Below are 13,674 nucleotides of genomic sequence, written 5' to 3'. Positions count from 1 at the left end.
ATGCTCGGCTGGCCAGAGGCGAGGTAGAGCCGAGCCACGCTCGGCTGACCAAAGGCGAGGTAGAGCCGAGCCATGCTCGGCTGACCAGAGGCGAGGTAGAGCCGAGCCACGCTCGGCTGACGCACCCGGAGCGCTGCCGGAAGAGCAGCCGAGCATGGCTCGGCTCTACCCTGCTCCGGGACCGGTGCCGCGGCGTACCGCCCAACGGTCGTCACCTCCCGGGTTGGATTCACCCGATTCACCGGAGTGCAGTCCGCAGCCAACACCACCGCCAAGGTAGAAGGGGGTAGAGCCGAGCCATGCTCGGCTGCCTACACGCGGAGGTAGAGCCGAGCCATGCTCGGCTGACGCGCCCGGCGCGCTGCAGGAAGAGCAGCCGAGCATGGCTCGGCTCTACCCTGCTCCGGGACCGGTGCCGCGGCGTACCGACCAACGGTCGTCACCTTCCGGGTTGGATTCGCCGGATTCGCCTTCACCCGATTCGCCAGAGTGCAGCCCACGGCCAACACCACCGCAGGGCCTGCGCCGTTACTCGAACGACCCCACCGAATCGTGCGACAGGTTGTCGAAGCGGGTGTATTCGCCAAAGAACTTGAGTTTGCACGAGCCGGTCGGACCACCTCGGTGCTTGCCGATGATGATCTCGGCCAGGCCTTTGTCCGGCGAGTTTTCCTTGTTGTAGTAGTCGTCGCGGTAGATGAACACGATCATGTCCGCGTCCTGCTCGATAGCGCCGGATTCACGAAGGTCGGCCATCACCGGGCGCTTGTCGGTACGCGTTTCCAGCGAGCGGTTGAGCTGGGACAGCGCGATCACCGGCACGTTGAGCTCCTTGGCCAGGCCCTTCAACGAACGCGAGATCTCCGAGATTTCCGTCGCGCGGTTTTCGCTGTTGCCCGGCACGCTCATCAGCTGCAGGTAGTCGATCACGATCAGGCCCAGGTCGTGCTCGCGCTTGAGGCGGCGGCACTTGGAGCGCAGGATTTCCGGCGACACGCCTGGCGTGTCGTCGATGAAGATCTTGGTTTCCTTCAGCATCCGGATCGCGCCGGTGACCCGGCTCCAGTCCTCATCTTCCAGCTGGCCGGTACGCAGGCGCTGGGCGTTGATGCGGCCGTTGGAGGAAATCAAGCGCATCGCCAGCTGCGAGGCGGACATTTCCATCGAGAACACCGCCACGCCCTTCTTGGACTTGATCGCGGCGTATTCGGCGATGTTCAGTGCGAAGGTGGTCTTGCCCATGGCCGGACGCGCGGCCAGGATGATCAGGTCGGTCGGCTGCAGGCCGGAGGTCATCGCATCGAAGTCGGCATAGCCGGTCGGCAGGCCGGTGATGTTGCCACCGTTCTCGAAGCGGTTGCGCAGCTCTTCGAAGGCGTCCTTCAGCGCGCCGGGCATCGCCACGAAATCGGTGCGGCCACGTGCGCCCTGCTCGGCGATCGCGAACACCGACTTTTCCGCCGCCGAGAGCAGCTCGCTGCTTTCGCGGCCTTCGGGCTGGAAGCCGTCGTTGACGATATCGGTGCCGACCTGGATCAGCTGGCGCAGCACCGCCTTGTCGCGCACGATCTCGGCGTAGGCGGCAATGTTGGCCGCCGACGGCGTGGTGCTGGCCAGTTCGATCAGGTAGGCGCCATCACCCACCAGCTCCATCCGGCCCTGCGATTCGAACCACTCGCCCAGGGTCACCGCATCGAACGGACGATCGCGCTCGGACAACTCGCGGATCGCGCGGTAGATCATCTGGTGATCGCGGCGGTAGAAGTCGGTCTCGGTCAGCTGGTCGTTGACCCGGTCGTAGCTCTCCGGTGCCAGCATCAACCCGCCCAGCACCGCCTGTTCGGCCTCGATCGAATGCGGCGGCACGCGCAACTGGTCGATCCGCGATTCGTCGCGGTCGAAGCGGTCACCGCGGTCTTTGCGGTCGGAACGGAAGCCAGAACGGGCAGACATGTGGGGGTGTACTTCCTGCAGTGCGGAGCATGGGGCATGGTAGGCACGTAGCGACCGCCCCAGCCATGCACAACCCTGTGGATAAGCGGTGGATGAGCTGGGCATACCGGTAGTGCCGGCAGCATCGGCCGCAAGCGTCGCATTTAGTGCGACAGGCGCCGTTGCGGCGCCCGTCGTCCTGCCATTATCGCAGAAGCACCCGGCTCAATGCTGACCGCCGTGGGTGGCGATCCAGGCCAGGAAGGTGTCGATGAACCCCTGCAGGAACGTCTGCGTGCCCGCGTTGCTGATGTTGCCCGCCTCGTCGATCAGTCCGTCCTTGACCTGCAGGAACACCTCCGGCTGGCCCAGCACGGGCATGTCCAGGTAGGCCAGCACGTTGCGCAGGTGCTGCTGGGCCAGCGCGGTGCCGATGACCCCGATCGAGGCACCGACCACGGCCGCCGGCTTGCCGGCGAAGGCGCTGTCGCCGTAGGGGCGTGAGCCGAAGTCGATGGCGTTCTTGAGCACGCCGGGGATCGAGCGGTTGTACTCGGGGGTGACGAACAAGACCGCGTCGGCATCACGGATCTGCTTTTTCAGGCGTATCGCCTGGGCGGGGTAATTCTTGTCGAGATCCTGATTGTAGAGCGGCAGGTCGCCGATGTCGACGTGCTCGAAACGCGCCTTGCCGGCCGCGAGCTTTTCCAGCGCGTGGGCGAGCGCATTGTTGTGCGAGCCCTTGCGCAGGCTGCCGACCAGTACCGCGATCTTCACTTCGACCATGGGGGGTGTCTCCGTTGGGGGAAAGGTCCAGCCTAGGCGGCGCAACCTTCGGCAACGGTGAAGGTGAGGCCGCCGTGCATGGCGTGGCTGTACGGGGGGGCTGTGGTTGATTGGGGGCCGGGTGGTGCCGGCTCGTGGGGAGCTGCCTGTTGGTCAGGCGTGGTCGGCGGTCCCAGCCACGCATGGCGTGGCTCTACGGGGGGCCATGACTGTGGGGGCTTTCCTCCGTGGCGCCAACTTGTGGGGGCTGCCTGTTGGTCAGGCGTCGTCGGCGGTCCCAGCCACGCATGGCGTGGCTCTACGGGGGGTCCATGACTGTGGGGCTTTCCTTGGGTGGTGCCACCCTGGGGGCTGTCTGTTGGTCAGGCGTCGTCGGCGGTCGCAGCCACGCATGGCGTGGCTCTACGGCGGTTCACGACTGTGGGGCTTTCCTCGCCTGGTGCCAACCTTTCGGGCTGCCTGTTGGTCAGGCGTGGTCGGCGGCCCCAGCCGCGCATGGCGTGGCTCTACGCGGGGTCCATGAATGCGGGGGCTTTCCCCGCGTGGTGCCACGCTGGGGGCCTGTCTGTTGGTCAGGCGTCGGCGGCCCGAGCCACGCATGGCGTGGCTCTACGCGGGGTCCATGACTGTGGGGGCTTTCCTCCGTGGCGCCATCCTGTGCGGGCTGCGTGTTGGTCAGGCGTGGTCGGCGGTCCCAGCCACGCATGGCGTCGCTCTACGGGGGTTCACGACTGTGGGGCTTTCCCCGAGTGGTGCCAACCTGTGGGCTGCCTGTTGGTCAGGCGTCGTCGGCGGCCCCGGCCACGCATGGCGTGGCTCTACGCGGGGGGGCAGACCGCCGGCCTTCCCTCGTAGAGCCACCCCATGGGTGGCTGCGCGCAATGTCAGCCGCGTTCGACCCCGGCGCGGACGTGGCGCCAATGCGCCTGCCAGGCCTGGAACATCAGCACGTTCCACAGGTGCGTGTGCCATTTGCGCTCGCCCTGCTGGAACTGCTGCCACAGCGGCACCACCGCCTCGACGTTGAAGACTCCTTCGGCCGCCAGCCGGGCCGGGTCGAGCAGTTCATCGGCCCAACCGCGCAGGTCGCCCTTGAGCCACTCGCTGACCGGCGCGCCGAAGCCGCGCTTGGGGCGGTGCACCATGTCCTGCGGTACATAGCGGCCAAGCACCCGCTTGAGCAGGTACTTGCTCACGCCATCGCGGTGCTTCATCGACAGCGGCAGCGACCAGGCGAACTCGGCCACGCGCCAGTCCAGCAGCGGTGCGCGTGCCTCCAGGCTGACCGCCATGCTGGTGCGGTCCACCTTGCACAGCAGGTCATCAGGCAAATAGGTGTTGAAGTCGGCCAGCATCATCGCATCGGCCGGTGAGCCGGCGCCATGCAGCGGGTCGGCGAGGTCATAGAAGCTGCCCGCCCCGGCAGCTCCCTTCACCGCCGCAGCCGGATCGCGCCAGCGCGAGATCCGGTTGCGGTACACATCGCCGATCCCCCGCGCCCCGGTTTCGGCCAGCAACGCGGCCAACCCGCCGGTACGCGAGGCCTCGCCCTGGGTGGTGGAATGGGCGGCCATCCAGCGCCGCAGGGGCGCCGGCACCCTGCCCAGCATCGCCCAGTTGCGCAGTGCGCGCTGGTAGCGGCTATAACCGAAGAACAGCTCATCGCCGCCATCGCCCGACAGCGCCACGGTCACCGAGCCGCGCGCCAGCTTCGCCACCAGCGCGGTGGGCACCTGCGAGGCGTCGGCGAAGGGCTCATCGAACATGGCCGGCAACTGCGGCACCACCGCCAGCGCGTCGGCCCCGCTGACGTACAGCTCGGTGTGGTCGGTGCCCAGGTGCTGCGCCAACGCCTTGGCCAGCGGCGCCTCGTCGTGGTGGGAGCCCTCGAAGCCGATGCTGAAACTGTGGATCGGCGTGCTCGACTGCGCCTGCATCAACGCGGCCACCACCGATGAATCGGTCCCGCCGGACAGGAACACCCCGACCGGCACGTCGGCCACCATGCGCAACGCCACTGCATCACGCAGCACACCATCCAGCTGCGACTCGGCCTCGGCATCGCTGCCGACGAACGGCTGCGCCAGGGCCTGCTGCATGCGCTCGCGCGCGTTCCAGAACGGTACCTGCTGCTGGTCCGGCCGGTGAGCGTCGGCACCGGCGGCCACCGTGGCCGCATCCAGCCGCAGCACCCGGCCGGGCATCAGCTTGAAGCAGCGCGCGTGGATGCAGTGCGGCGCGGGGATGTAATCCAGCTTCAGCAGCAGGGTCAGCGCATCGCGGTCGATGTCGTTGTCGAAGTGCGGGTGTTGCCACAGCGCCTTCAGCTCCGAGCCGAACACCAGTGCCTCGCCGGCCCAGCCGTAGTACAGCGGCTTCTTGCCGACCCGGTCGCGGGCCAGCCACAGGCATTGCTCGGCGCGATCCCACAGCGCGATGGCGAACATGCCATTGGCGCGCTGCAGGGTGGCATCCAGGCCCCAGGCCACGAACGCGGCCAGCAGCACCTCGGTGTCGGAATGGCCGCGGAAGGTATGCCCCAGGGCCTCCAGGTCGGCGCGCAGGGCGGCGAAATTGTAGACCTCGCCGTTGTAGGCGAGCACGTAGCGCCCGTCGTTGGACGCCATCGGCTGGTGGCCCAGCGGGGACAGGTCCAGGATGCTCAGCCGTCGGTGCGCCAGCGCGACGCCGCCGCTGGCATCGGCCCACACCCCGCTGTCATCCGGGCCACGGTGGATCAACGCGTCGCCCATGCGTCGCGCCAGCTGTTCCAGTACGGCCGGCTCCATTACCGGAGCCGGCAGCAGCATTCCTGCCAATCCACACATGCGTCAGAGGTCCTGCGCCAGTACCCGGGCGGCGCTTACCAGTGCATTGTCGCTTGGAAGCACGCACATTGCTGCCCCTGCCAGTGGCGTATAGGTGTCGGCGCCGCAAACGCGCTGCAGCGGCAGGTGGCCCAGCCCCGCCTCGACCAGCGCGGTGATGACGCCCTCCCCCACCCCCGCGCTGTGCCGGCCTTCATCGACCACCAGCACCCGCTGGGCATCGGCCGCCTGTTGGGCGATGAAACCGGCATTGAGCGGCACCAGCCAGCGCAGGTCCACCACCCGCACCTGCCAGCCCAGCTCGGACTGGAGGGTGCGCGCTGCGCGCAGGCTCATCGGCACGCCATTGCCATAGGTGAAGATCACCAGGTCGCTGGCCTCGGGGTCGTACACCCGGCCCTCGCCGGGCAGCATCGTCTGCTCCGGCGGCGGGTAGGCGAACAGCCACTGGCCGTCGCCGGGCGCGTACAGGTCCTTGGTCATGTACAGCGCGATGGGCTCCAGGAACACCGACACCCGTCCGTCGACCTGGGCCAGCGCGACCAGGGTGCGCAACATCATCGCCGCGTCGTCGCCACGCGACGGGCAGCCCACCACCAGCCCCGGGATGTCGCGCAGCGCGGCGATCGAGTTGTCGTTGTGGAAATGGCCGCCAAACCCCTTCTGGTAGCCCAGCCCGGCAATACGCACCAACATCGGGTTGCGGTACTGGTCGTTGGAGAAGAACTGCAGCGAACACGCCTCACCGCGCAACTGGTCGGCCGCGTTGTGCAGGTACGCCAGGTACTGGATCTCCGGGATCGGCAGCATGCCCAGGTTCGCCAGGCCCTGGGCCATGCCCAGGATCATGGTTTCATCCAGCAGCGTGTTGAACACCCGGCGCGGACCGAACGCCTTGAGCAGGCCCCTGCTGACGGTATACACCCCGCCCTTCTGCGCCACGTCTTCGCCGAACAACAGCGTGGACGGGTACTTCGCCATGAGTTCGTGCAGGCCCTGGTTGATCTGGATCGCCAGGTGCCGCGGCGGCTGCCGCTCGGGCAACTGCGCCTCGCTGCCGAACGCGGCCAGGCGCGCTTCGGCAGCGGCCACGCGGCCTGCCTCGGCCTGCACGGCCGCCGGCGAGTACGGCGCCAGCGGGGCCAGGATCTGCGCCAGGCCATCCAGCTTGGGCCGGCGGTCGGCTTCTTCAGCCGCGGCAAAACAGCGCGTACGCATCGCTTCGTAGCGCTGCAGCACCTGCGCGCCGTCCATCCAGCCCGATTCGAGGGCGATCTGCGCCGAGCGCAGCAGGGGATCGGCCGCTTCGGCCGCGCACAGCTCCGGCAGCGGCCGCCACTCGATCTCGAAATCGGTACCGGCATGGCCCATCAACCGCGTGGTGCGCAGATGCAGGAAGGTCGGCCGCCGCGTGCGCCGGCAGTGCTCCAGCGCGCGCTGCACCTGGGCATGGCCGCTGGCCAGGTCCAGGCCATCGGCAAAGAAGTAGTCCAGCCCCGGACGGTGGCTGAAGTTCTGCGCGATCCAGCCGTCCGGGGTCTTCACCGAGATACCGATGCCGTTGTCTTCGCAGACGAACAGCACCGGTGCCGGCAGTCGCTGGTAAGCCGCCCAGGCGGCGGTGTTGAACGCGGTCTGCGCGGTGGCATGGTTGGAGGAGGCATCGCCGAAGGAGCAGATCACCACGCTGTCTTCGGGAATCGGCAGCGCGTGCCCGATCCGCCGCGCGCTTTCGATCGCCATGGCCGTGCCCAGCGCCTTGGGCAGGTGCGAGGCGATGGTGGAGGTCTGCGGCAGCACCCACAACGGCTTGCTGCCCCACACCTTGTGCCGCCCGCCGCTGGCCGGATCATCGCAACTGGCGGCGAAGGACAGGGCCGCATCCAGCACCGGGTCCATGCCCGGCAACTGGCGGAAGCGCTCGGCCATGAACGCGCCCGAGCGGTAGTGCAGAAACGCCGGATCGGTGTGCCGCGCCAGCCGCGCCACCAGCGCATTGCCCTCGTGGCCGGACGAGCCGATGGTGTAGAAGACCTTGTTCTGCACGCGCAGCACGCGCGCCATCAGGTCCAGGTGGCGGCTGATCAGCTGCGACTCGAACAGCGCATCGAAGCCCTGCGCATCCAGCGTGCTGCCCGGCAGGATCGGCGCGTCCGGCGCTGGCCGCGGCGTCGGATCGCCCTGCCACTGCTGCACGAAATCGATGAAGTTGGCGTCGCAGATCTCGGCCCGGTTGAGGGCCTTCATGCGGGCGGGAATCGGATCGGGAACCACGGCAAACATCCATCAGCCTCCGTGACGCGCGGCCAAATCGACCACGCCGGGAGTCTGGCCGCAACCCGCGCCGCTTGCCAAGCGCGGGTGCAGCATGGCCATCAGGGGCCGCGGCGCGCCCGCCATTGGCCGCGCGACTGGCCCCAGATTTCGATCGGTTTGCCACCGTGCGGGGGCGGCAGTTCACCCATCCGCAGCAGCGTGCTGCCGAGCTTGCGCGCGACGACCTTGGAGTTCTCGTTGGCCGCATCGATGGTGTGGATCACCTCGTCCCAGCCCAGCGTGTCGAACGCCCACTCGATGCTGGCCACGGCGGCTTCGGGCGCGTAGCCCTTGCCCCAGCTTTCACGGCGGATGCTCCAGCCGACTTCGGTGCCCGGCCAGTCCAGCGGCTGCCACGGCCCCATCCGACCGACCCAGTCACCGCTGCTCTTTTCGATCACCGAAAACATCGAAAAACCGTACAGGTGCCAACTGCCGGCCAGGCAGCAGAAACTGCGCCAGGCCTGCGATGGCGCCTGCACGCCACCGAGGTGCTGCATGACCTCCGGGTCGGTGCAGAAGCGCAGGAACGCGTCGAAATCCTCTGCCCGCGGCGGGCGCAGGATCAATCGGTCGGTTTCCAGTTGCAGATCGAAGATGCTCATGCCCATGCCCTGTGCCATGCCGGCATCGATCTTCGCAGACGCTGCGCGCGCAGGCCAATGGATGTCATTGATCGGGCCCGCCGGTCGCGCCGGCCGCCACAGCAAAACGCAACAGGCCGGACTAGGCCGGCCTGTTGCTCGCCCCATCAAGCGGCGCGAAACATCACTGCTTGTTCGAATCCAGTGCCGCAGTCTGGGTGACCAGCTGGCCATCGATCACCGGCAGGCGATCGCTGCTCGGCTTGTTGTCCATCTTCACGGTCTTCTCGGCGCCGTCGTAGCGGTAGGTCACGTTGTAGCCGGTGACCGCGTTGCTGGTGCCCATCGGAATGCGGTTGCCCGGCTTGCTGGCCATGCGCATCGTGCCGGTGGTGCCGTCTTCATTGCGGTAGGTCACGTTGTAGCCGGTGACCTTGGTCGACTCGGAGGTCGCCGTTTCGGTATGGCACTGGCGCTCGGTCCGGTTGACCACGCGGCCACCGACGTGGCGCTTGTCGACCGTGTTGCCGATCAGGCCACCGGCCACCGCGCCAGCGGCAGTCGCGGCCTTGCGGCCGTTGCCGCCGCCGACCTGATTGCCGAGCAGGCCACCGATGACGGCACCGGCCACGGTGCCGCCGACGTTGCCATCGCGCTCGGGCAGGCGTTCCTGCACGACCACGTCCTCGCAGACTTCATGCGGGGTCTGGGTGGTGGAGGTTTCGCGCACCGGCTCGGTACCGATCACCGTGGCGTAGGCCTTCTCCTTCCTGGTCAGCGGATCGACCTTGACGATGTCGGCGTACTCCAGCTTGCCGGCCTTGTTGTCCACCGCGACGGCATCGGTGCGGGCGCCATCGTCGGCCAGCGGGGTGGTGTCCAGGGTGGGCCGGGTCTGCGTCGCCGTCACCGGATCGGGGGCGGACGAGCCACTCTTCATGAAGGCAGCGGTGGCGATGCCGCCGACGAGCAGCGCGCCAGCAGCGACCAAAGCAGTGGTGGTAGTACTTTTCATATCCGGCTCCCTGCGGGCGATCCGCAACGTTCTTGAGCGGATTCCAGCATGCGGTGCCTGAACGGAATCTCCACAGTGCGTGCACGCCCCCCTTACCCATTCAGGTTCTGTGTCGATGGGGCTCGTGATAGCGTTTACAGCATCTGTCCGAGGAGTGCGTCATGGCCAATCCCCTGCTGCTGCCGATGCTGGAATGGGCGCGCCGGTTGCGCTACCCCACGCTGTTCAAGCTGACCGCCGGCCTGTTCGCGCTGACCCTGTTCATTCCCGATCCGGTGCCGTTCGTGGACGAGATCCTGCTGGGCCTGGGCACGCTGCTGCTGGCCAACTGGAAGAATCGCAGCGCAGCGGTGCCGCCCGCCCTGCCGCGCAAACGCCGCGCGTGATCCTGGTCGACAGCCATTGCCACCTCGACGCCGGCGAGTTTGATGCCGATCGCGCCGAGGTGGTCGCGCGGGCACGTGCGGCCGGGGTGGGTACGCAGATCGTGCCGGCGGTGACCGCCGCCAGCTGGCCCAAGCTGCGCCAGACCTGCCAGTCGGCCGAGGGACTGCATCCGGCCTACGGGCTGCACCCGATGTTCCTGGCCGAGCACCGTGCCGGGCATCTTGACGAACTGCGCGCCTGGATCGAGCGCGAGCGCCCGTGCGCGGTCGGCGAATGCGGGCTGGATTTCTTCGTCGAGGGGCTGGATGCGGAGCTGCAACAGCAGTATTTCGTGGGGCAACTGCGCCTGGCCCGCGAGTTCGACCTGCCGGTCATCGTGCATGCACGGCGCGCGGTCGATGCGGTGATCGCGGCAATCAGGCAGGTGGGCGGGCTGCGTGGCGTCGTCCACAGCTTCCCGGGCAGTCCGGAGCAGGCCGCGCAACTGCACAAACTGGGTTTTCTGCTGGGTCTTGGCGGTCCGTTGACCTACGACCGTGCGCAGCGGCTGCAACGGCTGGTGGCACGGATGCCGCTGGAGCAATTGCTGCTGGAAACCGATGCGCCGGACCAGCCCGATGCCGGCATCCGCGGCGAACGCAACGAGCCTTCGCGGCTACCGGTGATCCTGGAAACGGTGGCGCGGCTGCGCGGGCAGCCGGCCGAGGAGATTGCCGCGCAGACGACGGCCAATGCGCGCGCACTCTTTGGCCTGGCAGCGTAGCGCCGACCGTTGGTCGGCTGTCGGCGCAACGGCAGCCGACCGGTGGTTCACGCAACGGCAGCCGACCAACGGTCGGCTCTACCAAGCACGCGGGTTTCAATCGGCCTTGGCGGCCGCCGCCGGCTTCTTCAACAGCATCTCCAGCGCCTTGCCCACCGCGGCGAACGCGAACGCCCCGGTGATGTGGGTGGCCGCGCCGAGGCCGGCGCCGCAGTCCAGCTTCAACGCCGCGTCCGCCCCGAGGTTCGGGCGGATGCCGCACACGCTGCCATCGGCCTGCGGGTACTTCACGTTCTCCAGCGAATACACCGCGGGCACGCCGAAGTAGCGCGAGGCGTTCTTGGGGAAGTTGAAATCGCTGCGCAGCTTCTTGCGGATCAACGCCATCATCGCGTCGTGCTCGGTGCGCGACACATCGCGGATGCGCACCAGCGTCGGATCGGTACGCCCGCCGGCCGCGCCCACGGTGAGGATCGGCAGCTTGCGTCGGCGGCACCAGGCGATGGTTTCCACCTTGACCCGGAAACTGTCGCAGGCATCGATCACCAGGTCGAAATCGCGGTCCAGCAGTTCCACCATGTTCGACACGGTCAGGAACGAGGCGATCGCATCCACCTGGATGTCCGGATTGATCGCATGGCAGCGCTCGGCCATCGCCTCGGCCTTGTTGCGCCCGTATTGGCCGGCCAGCGCCGGCAGCTGGCGGTTGGTGTTGGACACGCAGATGTCGTCGGCATCGATCAGGGTCATATGCCCCACCGCCGTGCGCGCCAGCGCTTCGACCACCCACGAGCCGACCCCGCCCATGCCGACCACCGCCACCCGGCGGGTCGACAGCTGGTCCACGGTGCCTGCCCCATACAGCCGGTCGATGCCGGCAAATCGTTCGCGCAATACGTCGTTCATCCGCGAATTTTACCCTCCCCCCGGCCGACCCGTACGCCGCACCCACAGGACGCACCGTAAGATCGGCGGCAGCCACCCTCAAGGACGCCACCGCATGAACCAGCCCGCCCCGCCCCGCCGTCACTCCGCCGCCTATCGCTACCTGCTGGTGGGCGTGCTCGGGCTGCTGGTCGGCCTGGTCGCCACGATCATGGTCGCGCGTGCGATCCAGGCCCGCCAGGACCCGTTCCCCGATGCGCTCATGCACGTGATGAACCGGCAGGTGCAGCTGCTGCACGATGCCCAGGCACAAAACCGCTGCAGCCTGGCCGACAGCGTGCCGCGCCTGCAGACGCTGCGGTCGCTGTCCAACGACGTCGACCTGGCGTTCCCCACCCTGAAGGACAGCCAGGGCTTCCAGCAGCACGCCAGCCGCCTGCGCGCCACCCTCAACCAGGCGCTGGCGGCGCCCCCGGCCGATTGCATCGCCATGGGCGAGCTGGTCGAGAAGATCCAGTCCGACTGCCAGGCCTGCCACCAGGATTTCCGCTGATTCATCTGCCAGCCACGCTGGCGGCGGGAGATTGGCGCGCTGTTCACGTAGCACAGGACAGGATCTGCGGCATGCGCCCCAGACGCATTCGACCACCCCTCTGGCCAGGAGAACCACCATGAAGATCCAACTCATCGCTGCCGCCGCCGTCGCCACCGTCGCACTGGCTGGCTGCGCGACCACCTCGCCCGGCTACGGCAGCAGTGGTTACAACAACGGTTATGGCAACAACAACGGCTACAACAACGGCCGCTGCGCCGACTGCGGCATGGTGACCCGCATCAACCAGGTCGCCTCCGGGCGCACTGCGCCGTCGGCCACCGGTGCGATCCTCGGCGGCATCGTCGGTGCCGTGGCCGGCCATGAAATCTCCGACCATACCGGCGGCAGCAAGGGCAACCAGAACGTCGCCGCCGCAGCGGGCGCGGTGGGTGGTGCGCTGGCCGGCAACCAGATCCAGAAGAATGTGACCAGCGATACCTTCGACATCACCGTGCGCATGGACGACGGTCGCACTGTGGTGGTCAACCAGCGTGACCTCGGCGGCATCCGCGAGAACACCTACGTGCGCGTGGTCAACGGCAAGGTGATCCTGCGCTGATCGCGCCTGGCCCCACCGCCGCCGAATAAAAAAAGGGCCCGCTTGCGCGGGCCCTTTTCGTGTTGCATGCATGCTGGCATGCGGTGTGCGCTTAGAGCGGCTTCACCTTGTCGGCCTGCAGGCCCTTCTGGCCGGTGACCACTTCGAACTCCACCGCTTGACCTTCCTTCAGGCTCTTGAAGCCCTGGGATTCGATCGCACGGAAGTGCACGAACACATCTTCGCCGCTTTCACGGCTGATGAACCCAAAACCCTTCGCGTCGTTGAACCACTTGACGGTGCCCTTCTCAGCCATCTTAGCTACTCCCTAACTGTCTTGTTGTTGGATACGCCGGTACAGGCGGCTGACAGCAAGGGGGAAGCGAGGTGCAACGATGCAGCGGATCCGGAAGATCTACCATCATCAGGCCACGATCCACGGTGACCTTGCCAAGCTCAGCGTCTGCAACTTAACCCGGGCAAAACGAAAAATCAACTGGCAAATCCTTTCGGATGTCAACCCTGTTTCCTATACCATACGGTACAGCATGGACTATTCATTCATCTTCTATCTGCTAGCCCTGATGCTGGTCCTGATCGGCATCGCGGGCGTGGTGCTGCCCGCCCTGCCCGGCATCCCGCTGGTGTTTGCCGGGCTGCTGCTGGTGGCCTGGACCGATGGCTTCGTCCACGTGGGCTGGTTGCCGCTCACCCTGCTCGGCCTGCTCACCGTGCTGTCGTTCGCGGTGGACATCCTGGCCACCGTGGTCGGCGCGCAACGGGTGGGCGCCAGCAGCAAGGCCCTCTGGGGCACCTTCATCGGCAGCATCATCGGGGTGTTCTTCATGCCGATCGGCCTGCTGGCCGGCCCGCTGCTGGGTGCGCTGGCCGGCGAGTACTGGCACACCCGCGAGCTCGGCCGGTCGACCCAGGTGGGCCTGGCCACCTGGCTGGGCATCCTGCTGGGGGTGGCGCTGAAAATGGCCCTGGTGGTGGCGATGCTGGGACTGTTCGCCTTCGCCTGGTGGCTCTGAGTCCGACCGCT

13 protein-coding genes are annotated in these 13,674 nt (G+C 67.5%); 5 read left to right on the top strand and 8 right to left on the bottom strand.

Annotated elements, in window-relative coordinates:
• Positions 1–528: 528 nt before the first annotated feature.
• The 6 genes from AC06FD_RS03710 to AC06FD_RS03685 all read right to left on the bottom strand — a co-directional run bounded on the left by AC06FD_RS03710 (position 529) and on the right by AC06FD_RS03685 (position 9,461).
• Positions 529–1,953 (bottom strand): replicative DNA helicase, encoded by a 1,425-nt coding sequence (locus tag AC06FD_RS03710; RefSeq protein WP_259203287.1) that lies wholly within the window; start codon positions 1,951–1,953, stop codon positions 529–531.
• A gap of 204 nt (positions 1,954–2,157) precedes the next feature.
• Positions 2,158–2,718, bottom strand: a complete 561-nt coding sequence (locus AC06FD_RS03705; protein WP_478076998.1) for an NADPH-dependent FMN reductase — start codon at positions 2,716–2,718, stop codon at positions 2,158–2,160.
• A gap of 884 nt (positions 2,719–3,602) precedes the next feature.
• Positions 3,603–5,546, bottom strand: coding sequence for an asparagine synthase (glutamine-hydrolyzing) (gene asnB / locus AC06FD_RS03700; RefSeq protein ID WP_478076997.1), 1,944 nt, complete (start codon positions 5,544–5,546; stop codon positions 3,603–3,605).
• Between the two features lie 3 nt (positions 5,547–5,549).
• Positions 5,550–7,829 (bottom strand): transketolase C-terminal domain-containing protein, encoded by a 2,280-nt coding sequence (locus AC06FD_RS03695; protein ID WP_478076996.1) that lies wholly within the window; start codon positions 7,827–7,829, stop codon positions 5,550–5,552.
• A gap of 92 nt (positions 7,830–7,921) precedes the next feature.
• A complete protein-coding gene (locus AC06FD_RS03690) occupies positions 7,922–8,467 on the bottom strand; it encodes a GNAT family N-acetyltransferase (RefSeq protein WP_449335714.1) in 546 nt (181 codons plus the stop codon).
• A 163-nt stretch (positions 8,468–8,630) separates the two neighbouring features.
• Positions 8,631–9,461 carry a glycine zipper 2TM domain-containing protein gene (locus AC06FD_RS03685; RefSeq protein WP_478076995.1) on the bottom strand — a complete coding sequence of 277 codons (831 nt, stop codon included), beginning with the start codon at positions 9,459–9,461 and terminating at the stop codon, positions 8,631–8,633.
• Between the two features lie 161 nt (positions 9,462–9,622).
• Between AC06FD_RS03685 and AC06FD_RS03680 the strand changes: the two genes are divergently transcribed.
• Positions 9,623–9,847, top strand: a complete 225-nt coding sequence (locus AC06FD_RS03680; protein WP_259203294.1) for a DUF6116 family protein — start codon at positions 9,623–9,625, stop codon at positions 9,845–9,847.
• Positions 9,844–10,611, top strand: coding sequence for a TatD family hydrolase (locus AC06FD_RS03675; protein ID WP_478076994.1), 768 nt, complete (start codon positions 9,844–9,846; stop codon positions 10,609–10,611). The genes AC06FD_RS03680 and AC06FD_RS03675 overlap by 4 nt, the downstream gene beginning before the upstream one ends.
• Positions 10,612–10,707: 96 nt before the next feature.
• Here AC06FD_RS03675 and AC06FD_RS03670 read toward each other — a convergent pair whose 3' ends face one another.
• Positions 10,708–11,517 (bottom strand): tRNA threonylcarbamoyladenosine dehydratase, encoded by an 810-nt coding sequence (locus AC06FD_RS03670; RefSeq protein WP_259203300.1) that lies wholly within the window; start codon positions 11,515–11,517, stop codon positions 10,708–10,710.
• Between the two features lie 94 nt (positions 11,518–11,611).
• Here AC06FD_RS03670 and AC06FD_RS03665 point away from each other — a divergent pair, with 94 nt between their 5' ends.
• Together AC06FD_RS03665 and AC06FD_RS03660 are read left to right on the top strand one after the other, a co-directional pair.
• Positions 11,612–12,049, top strand: a complete 438-nt coding sequence (locus tag AC06FD_RS03665; protein ID WP_259203301.1) for a hypothetical protein — start codon at positions 11,612–11,614, stop codon at positions 12,047–12,049.
• Between the two features lie 118 nt (positions 12,050–12,167).
• On the top strand, positions 12,168–12,650 hold the full coding sequence (locus tag AC06FD_RS03660) for a glycine zipper 2TM domain-containing protein (protein ID WP_259203303.1): 483 nt from the start codon (positions 12,168–12,170) through the stop codon (positions 12,648–12,650).
• A gap of 91 nt (positions 12,651–12,741) precedes the next feature.
• Here the strand turns inward: AC06FD_RS03660 and AC06FD_RS03655 are convergent, their stop codons facing one another.
• A complete protein-coding gene (locus tag AC06FD_RS03655; protein ID WP_019185917.1) occupies positions 12,742–12,945 on the bottom strand; it encodes a cold-shock protein in 204 nt (67 codons plus the stop codon).
• A gap of 232 nt (positions 12,946–13,177) precedes the next feature.
• Between AC06FD_RS03655 and AC06FD_RS03650 the strand changes: the two genes are divergently transcribed.
• A complete protein-coding gene (locus AC06FD_RS03650; protein ID WP_478076993.1) occupies positions 13,178–13,663 on the top strand; it encodes a DUF456 domain-containing protein in 486 nt (161 codons plus the stop codon).
• The last annotated feature ends 11 nt before the right edge of the window (positions 13,664–13,674 follow it).

Source organism: Stenotrophomonas sp. Steno-Z1 (genome assembly GCF_056393175.1).
This window is presented reverse-complemented; position numbering and strand designations above follow the sequence as displayed.